Source organism: Cupriavidus sp. LA-1, assembly GCF_055385985.1.
In genome coordinates this window covers 3,544,374-3,565,049 of record NZ_AP031387.1, presented here as the reverse complement: position 1 = coordinate 3,565,049, position 20,676 = coordinate 3,544,374, and the positions used below count along the sequence as shown (strand labels likewise).

18 protein-coding genes are annotated in these 20,676 nt (G+C 67.4%); 12 read left to right on the top strand and 6 right to left on the bottom strand.

Annotated features, from left to right (window positions below; genetic code table 11):
• The first annotated feature begins 117 nt into the window (after window positions 1-117).
• The 5 genes from ACZ5MJ_RS16655 to ACZ5MJ_RS16635 all read left to right on the top strand — a co-directional run bounded on the left by ACZ5MJ_RS16655 (window position 118) and on the right by ACZ5MJ_RS16635 (window position 6,003).
• Window positions 118-456 carry a DUF2917 domain-containing protein gene (locus tag ACZ5MJ_RS16655; protein WP_464220819.1) on the top strand — a complete coding sequence of 113 codons (339 nt, stop codon included), beginning with the start codon at window positions 118-120 and terminating at the stop codon, window positions 454-456.
• 259 nt (window positions 457-715) lie between these two features.
• Complete coding sequence (icmF, locus tag ACZ5MJ_RS16650; RefSeq protein WP_464220818.1) at window positions 716-4,006, top strand: fused isobutyryl-CoA mutase/GTPase IcmF; 3,291 nt, start codon at window positions 716-718, stop codon at window positions 4,004-4,006.
• A gap of 143 nt (window positions 4,007-4,149) precedes the next feature.
• Window positions 4,150-4,587, top strand: coding sequence for an HIT family protein (locus ACZ5MJ_RS16645; RefSeq protein WP_464220816.1), 438 nt, complete (start codon window positions 4,150-4,152; stop codon window positions 4,585-4,587).
• 62 nt (window positions 4,588-4,649) lie between these two features.
• Window positions 4,650-5,504 (top strand): 3-hydroxybutyryl-CoA dehydrogenase, encoded by an 855-nt coding sequence (locus ACZ5MJ_RS16640; RefSeq protein ID WP_464220815.1) that lies wholly within the window; start codon window positions 4,650-4,652, stop codon window positions 5,502-5,504.
• Window positions 5,505-5,694: 190 nt separating this feature from the next.
• On the top strand, window positions 5,695-6,003 hold the full coding sequence (locus ACZ5MJ_RS16635) for a hypothetical protein (protein WP_464223744.1): 309 nt from the start codon (window positions 5,695-5,697) through the stop codon (window positions 6,001-6,003).
• 30 nt (window positions 6,004-6,033) lie between these two features.
• Here the strand turns inward: ACZ5MJ_RS16635 and ACZ5MJ_RS16630 are convergent, their stop codons facing one another.
• A complete protein-coding gene (locus ACZ5MJ_RS16630; RefSeq protein ID WP_464220813.1) occupies window positions 6,034-6,456 on the bottom strand; it encodes a DUF3293 domain-containing protein in 423 nt (140 codons plus the stop codon).
• 1 nt (window position 6,457) lies between these two features.
• Window positions 6,458-7,126 carry a Crp/Fnr family transcriptional regulator gene (locus tag ACZ5MJ_RS16625; protein WP_464220811.1) on the bottom strand — a complete coding sequence of 223 codons (669 nt, stop codon included), beginning with the start codon at window positions 7,124-7,126 and terminating at the stop codon, window positions 6,458-6,460.
• A gap of 278 nt (window positions 7,127-7,404) precedes the next feature.
• Between ACZ5MJ_RS16625 and ACZ5MJ_RS16620 the strand changes: the two genes are divergently transcribed.
• The 7 genes from ACZ5MJ_RS16620 to ACZ5MJ_RS16590 all read left to right on the top strand — a co-directional run bounded on the left by ACZ5MJ_RS16620 (window position 7,405) and on the right by ACZ5MJ_RS16590 (window position 16,025).
• The gene (locus tag ACZ5MJ_RS16620) at window positions 7,405-9,363 is read left to right on the top strand and encodes an AMP-dependent synthetase/ligase (protein WP_464220810.1); all 1,959 of its coding nucleotides are present in this window, start codon (window positions 7,405-7,407) and stop codon (window positions 9,361-9,363) included.
• 14 nt (window positions 9,364-9,377) lie between these two features.
• The gene (locus tag ACZ5MJ_RS16615) at window positions 9,378-10,340 is read left to right on the top strand and encodes an ABC transporter ATP-binding protein (RefSeq protein ID WP_115215918.1); all 963 of its coding nucleotides are present in this window, start codon (window positions 9,378-9,380) and stop codon (window positions 10,338-10,340) included.
• A gap of 11 nt (window positions 10,341-10,351) precedes the next feature.
• Complete coding sequence (locus tag ACZ5MJ_RS16610) at window positions 10,352-11,266, top strand: branched-chain amino acid ABC transporter permease (RefSeq protein ID WP_464220807.1); 915 nt, start codon at window positions 10,352-10,354, stop codon at window positions 11,264-11,266.
• A gap of 24 nt (window positions 11,267-11,290) precedes the next feature.
• On the top strand, window positions 11,291-12,367 hold the full coding sequence (locus ACZ5MJ_RS16605) for a branched-chain amino acid ABC transporter permease (RefSeq protein ID WP_464220805.1): 1,077 nt from the start codon (window positions 11,291-11,293) through the stop codon (window positions 12,365-12,367).
• Between the two features lie 92 nt (window positions 12,368-12,459).
• Window positions 12,460-13,797 carry an ABC transporter substrate-binding protein gene (locus ACZ5MJ_RS16600; RefSeq protein ID WP_464220803.1) on the top strand — a complete coding sequence of 446 codons (1,338 nt, stop codon included), beginning with the start codon at window positions 12,460-12,462 and terminating at the stop codon, window positions 13,795-13,797.
• 78 nt (window positions 13,798-13,875) lie between these two features.
• Window positions 13,876-14,691, top strand: coding sequence for an ABC transporter ATP-binding protein (locus tag ACZ5MJ_RS16595; protein WP_464220801.1), 816 nt, complete (start codon window positions 13,876-13,878; stop codon window positions 14,689-14,691).
• A gap of 83 nt (window positions 14,692-14,774) precedes the next feature.
• Window positions 14,775-16,025: a phenylacetate--CoA ligase family protein gene (locus tag ACZ5MJ_RS16590; RefSeq protein ID WP_464220799.1), complete on the top strand. Its 1,251-nt coding sequence runs from the start codon at window positions 14,775-14,777 to the stop codon at window positions 16,023-16,025.
• 84 nt (window positions 16,026-16,109) lie between these two features.
• Here ACZ5MJ_RS16590 and ACZ5MJ_RS16585 read toward each other — a convergent pair whose 3' ends face one another.
• The 4 genes from ACZ5MJ_RS16585 to ACZ5MJ_RS16570 form a co-directional block, all read right to left on the bottom strand.
• A complete protein-coding gene (locus tag ACZ5MJ_RS16585) occupies window positions 16,110-17,087 on the bottom strand; it encodes an NAD(P)H-dependent flavin oxidoreductase (RefSeq protein ID WP_464220797.1) in 978 nt (325 codons plus the stop codon).
• Window positions 17,088-17,212: 125 nt separating this feature from the next.
• Window positions 17,213-18,649, bottom strand: coding sequence for a two-component system sensor histidine kinase CreC (creC, locus tag ACZ5MJ_RS16580; RefSeq protein ID WP_464220795.1), 1,437 nt, complete (start codon window positions 18,647-18,649; stop codon window positions 17,213-17,215).
• A 7-nt stretch (window positions 18,650-18,656) separates the two neighbouring features.
• Complete coding sequence (gene creB / locus ACZ5MJ_RS16575; RefSeq protein ID WP_464220793.1) at window positions 18,657-19,367, bottom strand: two-component system response regulator CreB; 711 nt, start codon at window positions 19,365-19,367, stop codon at window positions 18,657-18,659.
• Between the two features lie 9 nt (window positions 19,368-19,376).
• A complete protein-coding gene (locus ACZ5MJ_RS16570; RefSeq protein WP_464220791.1) occupies window positions 19,377-20,504 on the bottom strand; it encodes an NAD(P)/FAD-dependent oxidoreductase in 1,128 nt (375 codons plus the stop codon).
• Window positions 20,505-20,676 lie beyond the last annotated feature (172 nt).

Genomic DNA, 20,676 nt, shown 5'->3' with positions numbered 1-20,676 from the left:
TTGTAGTAACAGATGCGAATAATGGAAGCATGGCGGAGGAGGGCGCCGGCGACCGTGACGACATGGCATCCACGGGCCGGCGCCCGACGCGACCGCCGGGCTGAAGAGGAGCAGGACATGCGCGAACTACGGACTTTCGAACTGGACAAGCCTGGGCACCCGGTAAGCTGGCGCGTCGGTTACGGCCAGACCGTCCGCGCGGTGGCGGGCAAGCTGTGGGTGACGGTCGAAGGCAACCCGAACGACATCTGGCTGGAGCCGGGTGCCGAAATTGCACTGCCGGAGGGCTACCGGGTGTGGCTGTCGAGCGATGGCGCGGGGGCGCGCTTCACGCTGGCGCAGGTGCCGGCGCCATGGTCGCTGCGCCGGCTGGCGGCGTGGCTGCGGGTGATGCGGCACCGGGCTGAGGCGCACAGCACGGATGCGTTCGGGGAGTGCCCAAGGATCTGGGCCTGAGCGACCGCTCACTTTTTTGCCGGACAGGCCACCGCATGGTGGCCTTTTGTCTTTCAGGGGCGCCTACTCTATAGGGGCAGGACCCGCCCGGCCTTGGGGTTCCGCCCCATTGATTGACGTAAACGTCAACGCCATATAATCGACCGGCCCCAACCGCGGGGCCCAGCCCGCGCGCGCAGCCAGGCCGGCACAGAACGGCACGGAGCGGCACTTCCGGCGCACGCCGCGGTGGCAGCCAACACCAGAGACGGTGGAGACCATGACCGACCTTTCCGATGTGCAGGATGTGCGCCGCGGGGCGCCCCAGCCCAAGCCCGCCGCGCAGGGCCGCGGTCCGGTCAACAAGGTGCGCTTTGTCACGGCGGCGTCGCTGTTCGACGGCCATGACGCCTCGATCAACATCATGCGCCGCATCCTGCAGTCGCACGGCTGCGAGGTGGTCCACCTGGGGCACAACCGCTCCGTCGAGGAAGTGGTGACGGCGGCGCTGCAGGAAGACGCGCAGGGCATTGCGATTTCCAGCTACCAGGGCGGCCATGTCGAGTTCTTCAAGTACATGGTCGACCTGCTGCGCGAAAAGGGCGGCGAGCATGTGCAGGTGTTTGGCGGCGGCGGCGGCGTGATCGTGCCGGACGAGATCCGCGAGCTGCAGGCCTATGGCGTGGCGCGCATCTACAGCCCGGAAGACGGCCAGCGCATGGGCCTGGCCGGCATGATCGCCGACATGGTCCAGCGCTGCGATATCGACCTGTCGCGCTATGCGCCCGCCAGCCTGGACCCGGTTGCCGCAGGTGACCGCCGCGCGCTGGCGCAGCTGATCACAGCGCTGGAGAACGGCAAGGCCGACCCGGCGCTGGTGCAGGCCATGCATGCACAGGCTGCCAGCGCATGCATCCCCGTGCTCGGCATCACCGGCACCGGCGGCGCCGGCAAGTCGTCGCTGACCGACGAGCTGATCCGCCGCTTCCGGCTGGACCAGCAGGATGCGCTCTCCATCGCCGTGATTTCCATCGACCCGTCGCGGCGCAAGTCGGGCGGCGCGCTGCTGGGCGACCGCATCCGCATGAATGCGATCAACCACCCGAACATCTTCATGCGCTCGCTGGCCACGCGCGAGGCGGGCTCGGAGATCTCGCAGGCGTTGCCCGATGTGATCGCCGCGTGCAAGGTGGCCGGCTTCGACCTGGTGATCGTCGAGACCTCGGGCATCGGCCAGGGCGATGCGGCCATCGTGCCGCACGCGGACCAGTCGCTGTATGTGATGACGCCCGAATTCGGCGCGGCCAGCCAGCTCGAGAAGATCGACATGCTGGACTTTGCCGACTTTGTCGCCATCAACAAGTTCGACCGCAAGGGCGCGCAGGACGCCTGGCGCGACGTGGCCAAGCAGGTGCAGCGCAACCGTGAACAGTGGCACGGCAAGGCCGAGGACATGCCGGTCTATGGCACGCAGGCGTCGCGCTTCAATGACGATGGCGTGACCATGCTGTACCAGGGGCTGCGTGACGCGCTGGCCGGGCGCGGCCTGACGCTGCAGCCGGGCGTGCTGCCGGCGCAGGCGGGGCGCATCTCCACTGGCCAGAACGTGATCGTGCCGCCAGCGCGCAGCCGCTACCTCGCCGAGCTGGCCGATACCGTGCGCGCCTACCATCGCCGTGTGACGGATCAAAGCCGCATCGCGCGCGAGCGCCAGCAATTGCGCGAATCCAGCCGCATGCTGCAGGCCGCGCAAGGCGACGGCGCCGCGCTGGACGCGCTGGCCGCCGAACGCGACGGCGCGCTGGGCCAGGTCGAGCGCAAGCTGCTGGCGATGTGGCCGCGCATGCGCGAGGCCTACAGCGGCGACGAATACGTGGTGAAGATCCGCGACAAGGAAATCCGCACCGGGCTGGTCACCACCACGCTGTCGGGCACCAAGGTGCGCAAGGTGGTGCTGCCGCGCTTCGAGGACGACGGCGAGGTGCTCAAGTGGCTGATGCGCGAGAACGTGCCCGGCAGCTTCCCCTACACCGCCGGCGTATTCGCCTTCAAGCGCGAGAACGAGGACCCCACGCGCATGTTCGCCGGCGAGGGCGATGCCTTCCGCACCAACCGGCGCTTCAAGCTGGTGTCGGAGGGGATGGACGCCAAGCGCCTTTCGACCGCGTTCGACTCGGTCACGCTGTATGGCGAAGACCCGCATGTGCGCCCCGACATCTACGGCAAGGTCGGCAACTCGGGCGTGTCGATCGCCACGCTAGACGACATGAAGGTGCTGTACGACGGCTTCGACCTGACCAGCCCCAGCACCTCGGTGTCGATGACCATTAACGGCCCGGCCCCGACCATCCTGGCGATGTTCATGAACACCGCCATCGACCAGCAGCTCGACAAGTTCCGCGCCGACAACCAGCGCGAGCCCAGCGCCGACGAGGAAGCCAAGATCCGCGCCTGGGTGCTGCAGAACGTGCGCGGCACGGTGCAGGCCGACATCCTCAAGGAAGACCAGGGCCAGAACACCTGCATCTTCTCCACCGAGTTCTCGCTCAAGGTGATGGGCGATATCCAGGAGTACTTTGTCCACCACCAGGTGCGCAATTTCTACTCGGTGTCGATCTCCGGCTACCACATCGCCGAGGCCGGAGCGAACCCGATCTCGCAGCTGGCGTTCACGCTGTCCAACGGCTTCACCTATGTGGAGGCCTACCTGGCGCGCGGCATGCATGTCGACGACTTCGCGCCCAACCTGTCGTTCTTCTTCTCCAACGGCATGGACCCCGAGTACAGCGTGCTGGGCCGCGTGGCGCGCCGCATCTGGGCGGTGACCCTGCGCGACAAGTACGGCGCCAACGAACGCAGCCAGAAGCTGAAGTACCACATCCAGACCTCGGGCCGCTCGCTGCATGCGCAGGAGATCGATTTCAACGATATCCGCACCACGCTGCAGGCCCTGATCGCGATCTACGACAACTGCAACTCGCTGCACACCAACGCCTACGACGAGGCCATCACCACGCCCACCGGCGAGTCGGTGCGCCGCGCGCTGGCGATCCAGCTGATCATCAACCGCGAATGGGGCGTGGCCAGGTGCGAGAACCCCAACCAGGGCAGCTTCCTGATCGAGGAACTGACCGACCTGGTGGAAGAGGCGGTACTGCAGGAGTTCGAGCGCATTGCCGAGCGCGGCGGCGTGCTGGGCGCGATGGAGACCGGCTACCAGCGCGGCAAGATCCAGGAAGAGTCGCTCTACTACGAGCAGCTCAAGCACGACGGCACGCTGCCTATCATCGGCGTGAACACGTTCCGCAACCCGGACGGCGACCCGATCCCGCAGAAGCTGGAGCTGGCACGGTCCAGCGAGGCCGAGAAGCAGAGCCAGCTTGACCGCCTGCAGGCCTTCCAGCAGGCCCACGCGGCCGAGGCGCCGGCCATGCTGCAGCGGCTGCGGCAAGCGGTGATCGACAACCAGAACGTGTTCGCGGTGCTGATGGATGCGGTGCGGGTCTGCTCGCTGGGGCAGATCACGCATGCGCTGTTCGAGGTGGGCGGCCAGTACCGGCGCAATATGTAGACCCGGCTGCACCGCGCCTCAGGCAGTGCCCGATTACCGCGCAGGGCGGCCGCAGTGAAGGGCCGCCCTGCGTTACACTCAAAGGCTGCGCCGGCGGCCGCGCCACGGCACATCGCATTCGAGACCACAGCAAGCCAGAGATCATGGACACCCAGTACAACCCGAACAATATCTTCGCGAAGATCCTGCGCGGCGAGATGCCGTGCCTCAAGGTGTACGAGGACGTCGACACCATCGCCTTCATGGACATCATGCCGCAGGCCGACGGCCATACGCTGGTGGTGCCCAAGGAAGCCGCGGTCAACCTGTTCGACCTGTCCGAGCAAGGCGCGCAGGCCGCCATCGTCGCCACGCAGCGGGTGGCGCGCGCGGTGCGCGCGGCGTTTTCTCCCGACGGCATCTCCATCGGCCAGTTCAACGGCGCGGCCGCGGGCCAGACCGTGCCGCACGTGCATTTCCACATCGTGCCACGCTATGCCGACAGCGCCCTGCGCGGCCACGCGCGCGAGATGCAGGACCCGGACCTGCTCAAGGGCCACGCCGAGCGCATCATCGCCGCGCTGCGCGCGCAGGGCGACTGAACCGCGGCTGAACCGCGCCTGAACCGATTATTCAACGATCCAACCAAGCAGAGGAAGACAAGATGAGCATCAGGACAGTGGGCATCGTCGGTGCCGGCACCATGGGCAATGGCATCGCCCAGGCCTGCGCAGTGGCAGGTCTCGACGTGGTGATGGTGGACATCAGCGACGCCGCCGTGCAGAAGGGTGTCGCCACCGTGGCGGGCAGCCTGGACCGGCTGATCAAGAAAGAGAAGCTGACCGAGGCCCAGAAGGCCGCCGCGCTGGCGCACATCAAGGGCAGCACGGCGTATGACGATCTCAAGGCCACCGACATCGTGATCGAGGCCGCCACCGAGAACTACGACCTGAAGGTCAAGATCCTCAAGCAGATCGACGGCATCGTCGGCGACAACGTGATCATCGCGTCGAACACCTCGTCGATCTCGATCACCAAGCTGGCCGCCGTGACCGCGCGCGCCGACCGCTTTATCGGCATGCACTTCTTCAACCCGGTGCCGGTGATGGCGCTGGTGGAACTGATCCGCGGCCTGCAGACCAGCGACGCCACCCACGCTGCTGTCGAGGGCCTGTCGAAGCAACTGGGCAAGTACCCGATCACGGTCAAGAACAGCCCGGGCTTCGTCGTCAACCGCATCCTGTGCCCGATGATCAACGAGGCCTTCTGCGTGCTGGGCGAAGGCCTGGCGTCGCCCGAAGAGATCGACGAAGGCATGAAGCTGGGCTGCAACCACCCGATCGGGCCGCTGGCGCTGGCCGACATGATCGGCCTGGACACCATGCTGGCCGTGATGGAAGTGCTGTACACCGAGTTCGCCGATCCGAAGTACCGCCCGGCGATGCTGATGCGCGAAATGGTGGCCGCGGGCTACCTGGGCCGCAAGACCGGCCGCGGCGTGTACGTCTATAGCAAGTAAGCCGCCCGGCACTTGCCGCGTGATGCCGGCGGCCGCCTTCGGGCGGCCGCTGCCGTTTCCGGGGGCCGGACCCGGCGCCGCCAAATCCCGCTTACACGGCGTTATATGCCGAAACACTCCGCCGCATCCGGTAACAGGAATGCGCGGTAAAGTGCACACCTTCTGATTACCACAAAGAAGAATGCCAATGTTGCCTCCGGTTCTCGTTGCCGCCCTGCTTGCGGGTGCCATGTCCCTGTTTGCCGCCCGCTCGGCGATGGCTCATGGCGATGTCGGTGTCCAGGTCGGTACGCCCGCCCCGGTTTATGCGGCCCCGGCTCCGGTGTATGTGGCGCCGCCGCCGCCGGTGGTGTACGCGCCGCGCTACCACGGCTGGCATGGCGACCGTTACTGGGATGGCCGCCGCTGGTATGGGCGGGATGCGTGGCGCTATCGGCGCGGGTATCGCGAGTACCGTGGCGATCACCATCACGGGCATGGCCACGGCCATCATCACTGATGCGGCGGCGCGAATGCGCCGACGGTTTGCTCAGCGCAGCAGTACCAGCCTGGGCACCGCATCCGCGCCGCACCACACCACCGCGTTCTGCCCGTACTTCTCGCCCAGCGCGCGCGCATCTTCCAGCGACAGCCCGGGCACCAGGTAGCTCGGCTCCGCCGGCCAGCCGTTGGACGGGTGCTCGCCGGCGCCGTCGATCGTCTCCAGTCCCAGCCTCACCAGGTCTTGCGCCAGCGCCTGCTGGCGCGTGGCGTTGGCGCTGTCATCACAGCGCTGGCTGAACGGGTTGGCGGCGGTAATGAAGGCGCTGCATGCGACCCCAAACGCGCTGTGCAGCGCCGCCAGCCGCGTACTGGGAGCGTCGATGCGCAAGGTCATCGGCACGTCGCCAAGCACGCGGTAATGGGTTTCGCGATAAGCCTGCAAGGTGGCCGCGTCGATGGCGCTGGCCACGCTATTCCCCGTACTGCCGCAACCCATCCAGGTCCAGCACCTCGATCACGCCGTAGTCCACCCGCACCAGGCCCTGCTGCTCCAGCACCTTGAGCGCCTGGTTGGCGCGCTGGCGCGAGATGCCCGCGAGCAGGCCGATCTCTTCCTGCGAGATCTCCAGCGTCTTGCCGATTCCCGGATACAGGTGCTCATTGAACAGCGACGACACCGCGCGCGCCACGCGCGAATCGATATCGAGCAGCCGCTCGTATTCCACCGCCGCGATGAACTGCCCCAGGCGCTCGTTGAACTGCGTCAGCAGGAAGCGCGAGAACGGCAGGCTGGTATCCAGCAACCACTGAAAAGTGTCGCGCGGCAGGAAGGCGATGGTGGAGCGGCGCAGCGCCATCACGTCGTACTTGCGGATCTCCGACTTGAGCACCGCGCCTTCGCCGAACCAGCCGCCGGTGGGCACGCCGGTGAAGGTGACCGACTTGCCCGAGGGCGACACCGTGGTGATCTTGACGATGCCTTCGAGCACGCCCATCCAGTGCTCGGCGATATCACCCTTGTGGCAGACGTAGTCGCCCTGGCTGTACTCGTGCACGAACATGGCGCGGCGCACGCGTTCGCGCTGCTCGGGGCTCAGGTCTGCTGCCCACACGCAGCGGTCGACAAAATCGTTCAGCATGGCCTGCGGAAGCTCCGGTAGGGATTAACCCGGAATTGTCACCGGCGTGACAACCGGGGTGGTTGGCATGGGCTATCGTACGATCACAACGGAACCGCGGGTGCCACCAGCGGCACGCCGGGGAGGGCGGAAACGCTGTCCCGGCGCCCTGAAAACAGGCACGAACGGGCTTGATGCGATGCGGCAGATGCCGCCGGGCAAAGCAAGCCAAGTATAACGACCGGACCGGCGCTTGACACCGGGCGTGGACCCCCACGCCGGAGGGACAGGAGACAGCGATGCAGGAATCGTCGGCGACGACCTTCCCGCGATGGCTGCTGGCGCACGCCCAGCAGCGGCCGGATCATCCGGCGTATCGCGAGAAGGATCTCGGCATCTGGCAGACATACAGCTGGGCCCAGGCGGCGCAGCAGGTGAGGGCGCTGGCTTGCGGGCTGGCCGCGCTCGGTTTCAGGCGCGGCATGAACCTCGCGGTGGTGGGCGACAACCGCCCGCGGCTGTACTGGGCCATGACCGCGGCGCAGGCGCTGGGCGGCGTGCCGGTGCCGCTGTACCAGGATGCCATCGCCAACGAGATGGTCTATGTGCTCAACGATGCCGAGATCGAGTTCGCCATCGTCGAGGACCAGGAGCAGGTCGACAAGCTGCTTGAAGTCGATCCGCAGCTGGCCGAGTCAGGCCGCCCCGTGCGCCACATCATCTTTGAGGACCCGCGCGGCCTGATGGACTACGACCACCCGTCGCTGATGTCGTACGCCCAGCTGCAGGAACTGGGCCGTGAATTCGACCAGGCGCACCCGGGCTTCTATGACGAGGCCATTGCTGCCGGCCAGCCCGACGACACCGCGATCATCCTCTATACCTCCGGCACCACCGGCAAGCCCAAGGGCGTATGCCATTCGCACTACGGCCTGATCGGCGCTGCGCGCAACGGCTGCGCCTTCGACAAGCTCAGCGCGGACGACGACGTACTGTCCTACCTGCCGATGGCGTGGGTCGGCGACAACCTGTTCTCGTATGCGCAGGCGATGGTGGCGGGCTTCACGGTGAACTGCCCGGAATCGCGCGAAACGGTGATGACCGACCTGCGCGAGATCGGCCCTACCTATTACTTTGCGCCGCCGCGCATCTATGAGGGGCTGCTGACGCAGGTGATGATCCGCATGGACGACGCCGGCTGGATCAAGCGCAAGCTGTTCCACTGGGCTATGGACGTGGCGCGCCGCTGCGGCACCGATATCCTCGACGGCCAGCCGGTGTCGCTGGCGAGCCGCATGCGCTATGCGCTGGGCGAGGTCCTGGTCTACGGTCCGCTGCGCAATGTGCTGGGCATGAGCCGCATCCGCGTGGGCTATACCGCCGGTGAGGCGATCGGCCCCGACCTGTTCCGCTTCTATCGCTCGATCGGCGTGAACCTGAAGCAGTTCTACGGCCAGACCGAGACCTGCGCCTATGTGTGCCTGCAGCCCGACGGCAAGGTCAAGTTCGATTCCGTGGGCCCGGCCGCGCCCGGCATGGAGATCCGCATTGCCGACAACGGCGAGGTGCTGGTGCGCGGCGTGGGCCTGCTCAAGTCCTACTACAAGCGCGACGACGCCACGCGCGAGGCCATCAACGACGAGGGCTACTTCATGACCGGCGACGCCGGCGTGATCGACGCCGACGGCCACCTGAAGATCATCGACCGCGCCAAGGACGTGGGCAAGCTGGCCGATGGCTCGATGTTCGCGCCCAAGTACATCGAGAACAAGCTCAAGTTCTTCCCGTACATCAAGGAAGCGGTGGCCTTCGGCAGCGGCCGCGACCAGGTCTGCGCCTTTATCAATATCGACTTCGAGGCGGTGGGCAACTGGGCCGAGCGCCGCCACCTGCCGTACGCAGGCTATGTCGACCTGGCCGCGCAGCCCGACGTGCTGGAGATGATCGGCGAGTGCGTGAACCAGGTGAATGCCGACCTGGCCAACGACCCGATGCTGGCCGGTTCGCAGGTGGCGCGCTTCCTGGTCCTGCACAAGGAACTGGACCCGGACGACGACGAACTTACTCGCACGCGCAAGGTGCGCCGCGGCTTTATCGCCGAGAAATACGGCGTGCTGGTCGAGGCGCTCTACGCGGGCAAGTCCGAGCAGTTCATCGAGACGCGCGTCAAGTTTGAAGACGGGCGCGAGGGCAGCGTGTCGGCCACGCTGAAGCTGGTCAATGCGAAGCGCCTGCCGGTGGCGGCGCGCGCGGCATGAGCGAGGGCAGCAAGATGACGCAAGTAGCCTGGCAAGGCGCGGGGCAGCGCGAATGGGCAGGGACGGCACGCACGGATGCCAGCGGTGCGGGCAGCGGCGGCGCGATCGCCCCGGCGGGCCCGATGTCGCCCGCGGGCCTGGCCGATGACAGCGGCGCGCATCCCGGCACGCAGCGCGCGCAGCGCGCCGGCGAGCAGGCGCGCACCGGCGGCGAGGTGATCCTGGACCTGCAGCATATCTCGCTGTCGTTCGGCGGGGTCAAGGCGCTGACCGATATCTCGTTCGATGTCTGCGAGCACGAGGTGCGCGCCATCATCGGCCCCAACGGCGCGGGCAAGAGTTCCATGCTCAACGTGATCAACGGCGTCTACCACCCGCAGCAGGGACGCATCGTGTTCCGCGGCGAGGAGCGCAAGCAGATGCACCCGACCGCCGCGGCGCGCCAGGGTATCGCGCGCACGTTCCAGAACATCGCGCTGTTCAAGGGCATGACGGTGCTGGACAACATCATGACCGGGCGCAATACCCAGTTCCGCACCGGGCTGTTCGCCCATGCGCTGTGGTGGGGCCCGGCCCGCAACGAAGAGATGCGGCATCGCCAGAAGGTCGAGGAAGTGATCGACTTCCTCGAGATCCAGTCGATCCGCAAGACCCCGGTGGGACGCCTGCCGTATGGCCTGCAAAAGCGCGTGGAACTGGCGCGCGCGCTCGCGGCCGAGCCCTCGATGCTGCTGCTGGACGAGCCCATGGCCGGCATGAACGTGGAAGAGAAGCAGGACATGTGCCGCTTCATCCTGGACGTGAACCGGCAGTTCGGCACCACCATCGTGCTGATCGAGCACGACATGGGCGTGGTGATGGATATCTCCGACCGCGTGGTGGTGCTCGACTACGGCAAGAAGATCGGCGACGGCACGCCGGAAGAGGTCAAGGGCAACCCTGACGTGATCAAGGCGTACCTGGGCACTTCGCACTGAGGGTCTGAACCATGACGTTCTTCTTCGAAATCCTGATCGGCGGCCTGCTGTCGGGCCTGATGTACTCGCTGGTGGCGCTGGGCTTCGTGCTGATCTACAAGGCCTCGGGCGTGTTCAACTTTGCGCAGGGCGCGATGGTCTACTTCGCCGCGCTGGCGGTGGTGGGGCTGATGGACAAGGGCCTGCCGATGTGGGCCGCGGTGATCGGCGCCTTCGTGGTGATGATCCTGGTGGGCATGAGCACCGAGCGCTTCGTGCTGCGCAAGCTGGTCAACCAGCCGCCGATCACGCTGTTCATGGCCACCATCGGGCTGTCGTTCTTCCTGGAGGGCCTGGGACCGCTGCTGTTCGGCAATGAAGTGCGCCCGATCAACCTGGGCATCGTCGACGAGCCGATCGAGTCGATCCTGACCAACTTCAATATCGTGCTGTCCAAGTTCGACCTGGCGGCCGCGGCCATCGCGGGCCTGCTGGTGGGGTCGCTGGCGCTGTTCTTCCAGTACACCAAGGTCGGGCGCGCGCTGCGCGCGGTGGCCGACGACCACCAGGCGGCGCTGTCGCTGGGCATCCCGCTGCAGAACATCTGGGCAATCGTATGGGGTGTGGCCGGCTTTGTCGCGCTGGTGGCGGGCATGCTGTGGGGCTCGCGCAATGGCGTGCAGTTCGCGCTCACGCTGACCGCGCTCAAGGCGCTGCCGGTGCTGATCCTGGGCGGCTTCACCTCGGTGCCCGGCGCCATTGTCGGCGGGCTGATCATCGGCGCCTCGGAGAAGCTGGCCGAGATCTATATCCCGCCGGTGTTCCAGTCGATGTTCGGCGGCAACTTCGGCGGCATCGAAGGGTGGTTCCCGTATGTGTTCGCGTTGCTGTTCCTGCTGGTGCGGCCCGAGGGCCTCTTCGGCGAGAAGCACATCGACCGCGTCTGACCGACTTCGCACAGGAGACTTGCCATGTTTTATCGTGAAGCCGGCCAGTTCAAGACCAGCTACGTTGCCGACAGCCAGATCTTCCCCATTCGCCAGGACCGCATCGGCTTTGCCGTGCTGATGGCCGTGGCCTTCGTGGCGATCCCGTTCGTCGGCTCGGAATACTGGTTCTCGGCCATCCTGGTCCCGTTCCTGATTTTCTCGCTGGCGGCGCTCGGGCTGAATATCCTGACCGGCTATGCCGGCCAGCTGTCGCTGGGCACCGCGGCCTTCATGGCGGTGGGTGCCTACGCGGCCTACAACTTCCAGTTGCGCATCGAAGGCATCCCGGTGTTGCTGTCATTCCTGCTGGCCGGGCTGTCCGCCGCGCTGGTGGGGGTGGCCTTCGGCTTGCCGTCGCTGCGCATCAAGGGCTTCTACCTCGCCGTGGCGACGCTGGCGGCGCAGTTCTTCGTGGTGTGGGCGCTGACCAAGTTTCCCTGGTTTTCCAACAACAGCTCGTCGGGCGTGATCACGGCGCAGCGGCTGGACCTGTTCGGCGTTGCCATCGACACCCCGGTGAAGAAGTACCTGTTCGTGCTGGCCATCGTCACGGTGCTGGCGCTGGCGGCCAAGAATATGGTGCGATCGGCCACCGGGCGCGCCTGGATGTCGGTGCGCGACATGGATGTCGCGGCCGAGGTGATCGGCATCCCGCTGATGCGCACCAAGCTGCTGGCGTTCGCGGTCAGCTCGTTCTACTGCGGCGTGGCCGGCGCGCTCTACGCGTTCTGCTACCTGGGCTCGGTCGAGCCCGACGGCTTTTCGCTGGACCTGTCGTTCCGCGTGCTGTTCATGATCATCATCGGCGGGGTGGGCAGCATCCTGGGCTCGTTCCTGGGCGCGGCCTTCATCCTGCTGCTGCCGATCTTCCTGGACAACGTGCTGCCGCCGCTGGCAGCGCTGCTGCACCTGCCGTTCACCAATGCCACCGTGTCGCACATCCAGCTGATGGTGTTCGGCGGGCTGATCATCTTCTTCCTGATCGTGGAGCCGCACGGGCTGGCCCGGCTGTGGCAGATCGCCAAGGAGAAGCTGAGGTTATGGCCTTTCCCGCACTGACGGGGCGGGGTGCCTGTGTTACCGCAGTTCCTGTGTGAAGTTCAGAAGCTTACGCATAACGAAACGCTCCCCTGAGGGCGAAGGAGACTGTCATGACCAAGCTGATTCGCAATGTGCAACGCGCCGTCCTGGTGGTCAGCGCCGCGGCGGCACTGCTGGCGCCGGCGGCGCCGGCCATGGCGCAGAGCAACGAGCAGTTCGTGGCGTTGCCGAGCTACCGCGTGGGGCCGTACGGCGCCAACGGGCAGTCCTGGTATGGCGGCTTCATCGACTACCTCAACTACGTCAATATGAAGGAAGGCGGCGTCAACGGCGTCAAGCTGTCGTGGGAAGAGTGCGAGACCGAGTACAACAACGCCAAGGGCGTGGAGTGCTATGAACGGCTGAAGTCCAAGAATGCCACCACCAAGGGCACGGCCTACCACGCCATGTCCACCGGCATCTCGTACGCGCTGGTCGACAAGACCGCGGCCGACAAGGTGCCGCTGGTGATGATGGGCTATGGCCGCACCGACGCGGTGGACGGCTCGGTGTTCCCGTACGCGTTCCCGCTGGTGACCACCTACCAGATGCAGGTCTCGGCCATCGTCAAGTACCTGGCCTCGAAGAACGGCGGCTCGCTGGCCGGCAAGAAGATCGTCTACCTGTATCACGACTCGGCCTATGGCAAGGAGCCGATCGTGGCGCTGCAGGCCGAAGCCAAGCTCGGCAAGTTCGACCTGGTCGAGATTCCGGTAGCGCACCCCGGCAATGAGCAGGGCGCCCAGTGGCTGAAGATCCGCCAGGAAAAGCCCGACTACGTGATCTTCTGGGGCTGGGGCGTGATGAACCAGACCGCGCTGAAGGCCGCGCAGAAGGTGGGTTTCCCGCGCGACAAGATGATCGGCTCGTGGTGGGCCGGGTCGGAAGAAGACACCGTGCCGGCCGGTGATGCGTCCAAGGGCTATATGAGCGCGACCTGGAACGTGGCCGGCCGCGGCGTGCCGCTGATCGCCGATATCGACAAGGTGGTCTACGGCGCCGGCAAGGGCAATATGCAGGACAAGAACAAGGTGGGCTCGGTGCTGTACAACCGCGGCGTGTCGGCGGCGGTGGTGACGGTGGAAGCGGTGCGCGTGGCGCAGGCGAAGTTCGGCAAGGGCAAGCCCATGACCGGCGAGCAGATGCGCTGGGCCTTCGAGAACCTGAACCTGACCAACGCGCGCCTGCAGCAATTGGGCGCCACGGGCCTGCTGCCCGAGATCAAGACCAGCTGCGACAACCACGAAGGCTCGGGCAAGGTGAAGATCCAGCAGTGGGACGGCACCAAGTGGGTGGTGATTTCGGACTGGATCGAGGGCAACAAGAACCTGATCCACCCGCTGTTCAAGGCGACCGCCGCGCAGTACGCGAAGGAGAAGGGGATTACGCCGGCCTGCATGAAGTCTTGATTGCAGCGACACGGGCATGCGGCGCCTGGCGCCGCATGCCCGCCTGAGCCGAACCGTCTCACCAACACGAGCCGCACCATGAGCCTTCTGTCCGTCAACAATATCGAAGTCATCTACGATCACGTGATCCTGGTGCTCAAGGGCGTTTCGCTCGAAGTGCCGGAAGGCAAGATCGTGGCGCTGCTCGGCGCCAACGGCGCGGGCAAGACCACCACGCTCAAGGCCATCTCCAACCTGCTGCAGGCCGAGCGCGGCGATGTCACCAAGGGCTCGATCGAATATCGCGGCGACCGCGTCGACCAGCTCACGCCCAACGACCTGGTGCGCCGCGGCGTGATCCAGGTGATGGAGGGGCGCCACTGCTTCGCGCACCTGACCATCGAAGAGAACCTGCTCACCGGCGCCTACACGCGCGGCCTGTCGCGCGGGCAGACGCGCGACGAGCTGGAAAAGATCTACGAGTACTTCCCGCGGCTGAAGACGCGCCGCAAGTCACAGGCCGGCTACACCTCCGGCGGCGAGCAGCAGATGTGCGCGATCGGCCGGGCCATGATGGCCAAGCCCGCGATGATCCTGCTGGACGAACCGTCGATGGGCCTGGCGCCGCAGATCGTCGAGGAGATCTTCGAGATCGTGCGCGGGCTGAATTCGCGCGAGAACGTCAGCTTCCTGCTGGCCGAGCAGAACACCATGGTGGCGCTGCGCTATGCCGACTATGGCTACATCCTGGAAAACGGCCGCGTGGTGATGGACGGCGATGCCGATTCGCTGCGCACCAACGAGGATGTCAAGGAGTTCTACCTGGGCGTGGCCGCCAATGACGCCGACGGCCCCGGCCGCAAGTCGTTCCGCGACGTGAAGAGCTACCGGCGCAGGAAGCGCTGGCTGGCGTAGCGCGCCCGATTCCGTCCGGCATCGCCACCACGCGCCCAGCGGCGCGGTGGCGGGCCGCATCCCATTCCCTGACGCACAGCATCATGCCAGAACACTTCGATTCGCTCGAAACCCGCGCGCCGGAAGTCCGCGAGCGGGCACTCCTTGCCGCCCTGGCACGCCAGGTGGCCCACGCGCGCGACCATGCCCCGTACTTTGCCGAGCTGCTGAGCGGCGTCGAGCCGCGCCTGCTGACCTCGCGCGCGGCGCTGGCGGCGCTGCCGGTCACGCGCAAGTCGGACCTGAGCGCGCGCCAGCGCGCGCTGCCGCCGCTGGGCGGGCTCAATGCGACGGCGCTGGGCAAGCTGCGCCATGTGTTCCAGTCGCCCGGCCCGATCCACGAAGTCGACGGCCACGACGCCGACTGGTGGCGCGTGGCGCGCGCCATGCATGCGGCGGGCTTTCGCGCCGGCGAGCTGGTCTATAACACCTTCTCCTACCACTTCACCCCGGCCGGCATGATGATGGAAACCGGCGCGCACCGGCTGGGCTGCTGCGTGTTCCCGGCCGGCGTCGGCCAGACCGATTCGCAGGTGCAGGCGCTGGCCAGCCTGCAGCCATCGGCCTACGCGGGTACGCCGTCGTTCCTGAAGCTGCTGCTCGAGCGTGGCGATGAGCTCGGCACGCCCTGCACCAGCCTGGCCAAGGCGCTGGTCTCGGGCGAGGCGCTGCCGCCGTCGCTGCGCGCGTGGTTCCAGGCGCGCGGGGTGCGCGTGCAGCAGATGTATGGCACCGCCGACGTGGGACTGATCGCCTATGAGACCGAGGGGGGCGACGGCTGGGTGGTGGACGAGGGCGTGCTGGTCGAAATCGTCGAACCCGGCGGCTCGCGCCCCATGCCCGAGGGCGAGACCGGCGAGGTGGTGGTGACGGTGCTGGGCAACGGCGACTACCCGCTGATCCGCTTCGGTACGGGCGACTTGTCGGCCATCGTGGCGGAGTCGCCGCAACGGCCCAGCCCGTGCGGGCGTACCAATATCCGGCTCAAGGGCTGGCTGGGGCGCGCCGACCAGGCCACCAAGGTCAAGGGCATGTTCGTGCATCCGGGGCAGGTGGCGGACGTGCTGCGGCGCCATCCGGAGATTCGCGCCGCACGGCTGGTGGTGACCGGCGAGCCCGGCGCCGACGTGATGACCCTGCACTGCGATGCCACGCGCGAGGATGAGGCGCTGCAGCGCGCGGTGGCGGAGTCGCTGCGCGAGGTGATGCGGCTGCGCGGTGAAGTGGCCTTCGTCGCGGCGGGGTCGTTGCCGCAGGACGGGAAGCTGATCGAGGACGCGCGCAGCTACGATTGAGCCGGGTGGCGGCGGGCAGGTTCGACGTCGCTGATACGCTGGCCCTCTCCCCCGGCCCCTCTCCCGCTTGCGGGAGAGGCAGGGTTAGCGCGCGATACCCAGCCGCGCCTTGGCGTCATCGTACTCCGCCTTCATGCGCGCGACGATCTCGCCGGCGCTGGGGATGTCGTGGATCTGGCCCACGCCCTGGCCTGCGCCCCAGATGTCCTTCCATGCCTTGGTCTTGGAGCTGCCGCTGGAGAAGTCCATCTTGCTCTTGTCGGCCACTGGCAGGTTGTCCGGGTCCAGGCCCGCATTGCTGATGCTTTCGCGGATGTAGTTGCCGTGCACGCCGGTGAACAGGTTGGTGTAGACGATATCGGCGGCGGCCGAGCTGGTGATCGACTGCTTGTACGTTTCCGCCGCATGCGCCTCCTGCGAGGCGATAAAGCGCGTGCCCACGTAGGCAAAGTCCGCCCCCATGGCCTGCGCGGCCAGCACCGCCTCGCCGGTGGCGATCGAGCCCGACAGCGCGATCGGGCCGTCGAAGATCTTGCGCACCTCGCCCACCAGGGCGAACGGCGACAGCATGCCGGCATGGCCGCCGGCACCGGCCGCGACCAGGATCAGGCCGTCGACGCCGGCCTCGAGCGCCTTTTCGGCATGGCGCATGCTGATCACGTCGTGCAGCACGATGCCGCCGTAGCTGTGCACCGCGTCGATCATTTCCTTGACCGGCGCGCGCAGCGAGGTGATGAAAATCGGCACCTTATGGTCCACGCACACCTTCACGTCATGCTCGAGCCGCGCGTTGGAGGTGTGCACGATCTGGTTGACCGCGACCGGGCCCACCGGCGCGCCGGGGTTGGCGGCCTTGAAGGCGGCCAGCTCGCCCTCGATCTGGGTCAGCCACTCGTCGAGCAGCTCAGCCGGGCGCGCATTGAGCGCCGGGAACGAGCCGACGATGCCGGCCTTGCACTGCGCCAGCACCAGCTCGGGGTAGCTGACGATGAACATGGGCGAGGCGATGATGGGCAGGGCCAGGTTCTGCAGGGCCTGGGGCAGTTGCTTGGCGGCGGGCATGGTGTCTCCTGAACTACTGCGGGCACGTGGCAGGTGCCCTAAATGAACGGTCGTTCGATTATAGGGAGTTTCGGCGCGGTCACGTTAGAAGCCCCAGTCTATGCCGGTCCGGTCACCTCGTGGAACTACCCGGCCGGAAGGGTCAGTTCCGCCAGCGCGCCGCCGCCCGGGCGGTTGGCCAGCGTCACATCGCCATGATGCAACGTTGCCACCTCGCGCGCAAAGCACAGGCCCAGGCCAGTGCTCTTGTCCGCACCGTGCGGGCGCGGCAGCGAATAGAAGCGCTCGAACACGCGCGGCAGGGCGTAGTCGGGGATGCCAGGGCCCTGGTCGGCCACGGCGATGGCCAGCGCGCTGCCGCGCTGTTCCAGCCGCACCGTGACCTCGCTGTCCGCCGGGGCGAAGTCGATGGCGTTCTCCAGCAGGTTGGCGATGGCCTGGCGCAGCAGGAACGGATCGCCGGCAACCAGGCCGGGGCTGGCGTCGGCGGCGAATTGCAGGGTGACGCCGCGCTGGCGCGCGCGCGGCTCCAGTTCGCCGCACAGTTGCGCCAGCAACGGCGCCAGCGGCACCGGTTCGCGCACTTCCAGGCGCTGGCGCTGCTCCACGTCGGCCAGCGCCAGCAGCTTGCGGATCATGGTCTCCAGCCGCCCGGACTGCGCCCGGATATTGGCGACGAAACGCTGCCGGTCGGCCGCCGGCATCGCTTCCTGCAGCAGCTCGGCGGCGCCGCCGATCGCGGCCAGCGGGCTCTTCATCTCATGGGTCAGCGTGTGGATGTAGTGCTCGACATACTGCTTGTCTTCCAGCCGCTCGCGCATGCCCTGCACCGCGCGGCCCAGCTCGGCCAGCTCGCTGGCGCCGCGCAGCGGCATCTCGGCGCGCTCGCCGGCGGCCACCGCGCGCGCATAGCCGCGCAGCTGCTTCAGTCCATGCACCAGCCACAGCGTGCAGGCCAGCCCGATCACGCAGGCGGCGCCGATCAGCAGGCCGCCGTAGAGCAGGATCTTGCGCTGGCTGCGCTCGATAAAGGGCGCCATCGCCGCATTGGGCTTGGCCACGGTCAGCGCGCCGATGATGCGCCCGCCGTTGCCGTCGCGGATTGGCGCGGCCACGTGCATCACGGTGCTGGCCTCGTCGTCGGGGTCGGTGCGCGTGCTGCGCGCGCCGTACTTGCCGCGCAGCGTCAGGTAGACATCGTTCCAGCGCGAATAGTCGCGGCCGACGTCGGTGCCGGTGGAGTCGAAGCGCACGATGCCGCTGGCATCGGTTACGTAGACGCGGTAGCCGATGCTGTCCTTGTGCAGTCCCGACACATCGGCATTCACCGGCACGTCGCGCAGCGCCGCCATATGCCGGGCGAAGTCGCCATCGGCGATGCGGCCGGCCTTCATGTCGTCGGCGGCCAGCGCCGCCAGCACGTGCGCGGTATCGATCAGCGTGTCTTCCATGGCCTGGCGCACGCCCGGCTTGACCTCCTGCACGAACACGCGCAGGGTCAGCACCGTGGCCAGGCCGACGATCAGGAAGAAGCCGAAGAAGATGCGCAGGCCGATATGCATGCCGCGCTCAGGGTTCCAGCGAATAGCCCATGCCGCGATGGGTGCGGATGCGCTCGGCGCCTTCGGGGGCGCCGTCTGTGCTGGCCTCCCGCAGCTTGGCGCGCAGGGTCTTGATATGGGTGTCGACGGTGCGGTCGCTGGTGTCGAGCGCGTCTGCCCAGACGCATTCCATCAGCTGCGCGCGCGAGTAGACGCGGCCCGGATGCGCCACCAGCCAGGCCAGCAGCAGGTATTCATAGCGCGTCAGCTCCAGCCAGCGGCCGCGGTAGGCCAGGCGCGCGCCGTCCTTGTCATGGGTGAAGCCGGCAACCTCGTCGCCCTTCGCCACGGTTGCGCCGCCGCCGCGCGCCCGGCGCAGGATGGCGCGCACGCGCGCGGCCAGCTCGCGCGGCGAGAAGGGCTTGACCACATAGTCGTCGGCGCCGATCTCCAGGCCGACGATGCGGTCGATCTCTTCATGGCGCGCGGTCAGGAAGATCACCGGCGCATCGCTGAAGGTGCGCAGCGTGCGGCAGACCTCGGAGCCGCTCAGATCCGGCAGGCCCACGTCCAGGATCACCAGGTCGGCCGGGCCGGCGCGCATGCGCCCGAGGGCGGCGCCGCCCAGCGTGCAGTGCTCGGCCAGCATGCCGTCGGTGCGCAGGGCATAGAGGATGGTGTCGGCGATGGCCTGCTCGTCTTCCACCACCAGGATCCGCGGTTGTTCCATGTCAGGCATTCTAGCCGGTCAGGCGTTGGGTACTGCGCGCGGCGGCGGGGCGGTTTGGTCGCCCCTGCGCTTGTGGAAATAGATCTGTTCCGCGGCCCAGCGCAGCGGCGGCGAGTACAGCATCAGGTCGAAGGGCCAGTCGCACTGGAAGCGGTCGAACATCCAGCGCAGCGCGCGCTTGGCGTGAAAGCGCGGCGCGCTGGCGGTGGCGACGGCCTCCGGGGCCGGGCCGCCGCGCAGCAGGTGCGCGGCCACGGCCTGGCCGACCGACTCGCCATGGGCAAAGGCATAGTGGATGCCGCCGGCAGTGAGCGGCGACACGATGCCGGCGGCGTCTCCCGTCAGGATCACGCCGTCGCGCGCCAGCGGGAAGGCCGGACCGCCGCACGGGATCAGCCCCGCGCGCGTCGCGGCCGGCCGCGCCAGCTGCGGCAGTCCGGCGCGCTCGCGCACATGCGCCAGCAGCCCGTCGAGGTCCGGCGCCCGGCCGTAGCGTGGCAGGTAGCGCAGCGCCAGCCCGGCCTGCACCCCGGTGGGGTTCTGCGCGATCCAGCCGATATAGCCGGGCGCGAAGCGCCGGGTGATAAAGCAATGCAGCGCGCCCGGCTCGGGCAGCGCCAGCCCCGGGAATTCGTACTCCACGCCATACAGGAAGCTGTGTACGCGCCCCAGCCCGGCACACTGCGCCACGCGCGACTTCGCGCCGTCCGCGCCGACCAGATAGCGCGTATTGCCCACGCCCGTCACATGCCAGCCGCCATTGCGCGGTACCGCGCCCACGAATGCCTGGCCCAGGCGCAGTTCGACCCGGTGGCGCACCAGTTCGGCGGCCAGCCAGCGCATCAGCCGCGGCGTGTCGGTGGTGTGGAAGTAATAGCCGGGCGCGCTCAGGTCGATGCTGCGCAGCCCCGGCGAATACAGCCGCACCTGCTCCACGCGGTGCACGCAATCGGCGGGCGCGAGGCCCAGCCAGGTCTGCTCGATGGCTTCCTTGACCAGGATGCCGGTGGTGTGGAGCCTGTCGCCCGGATCGGTCTTGCGTTCCAGCACCAGCACGCGCAGGCCGGCGCGCGCCGCGGCCAGGGCGCAGGCGGCGCCGGCAAAGCTGGCGCCGGCGATGACGAGGTCGTAGTCGAAGGAGGGCATGGCGGTTCCCGGAGGTGGAAGGGCTCCAGTCTGGCCAGCGGGGGTGAGGGGAATGTGTGGGGAGTGTGAAGTGGCGGGGCGGGTGTGCATCACCCCAAAAAAACGCCCCGCATACGCGGGGCCATTAATTACCACGAAGTTTGATACACACGGCGGGCACCTGCCAATGCCG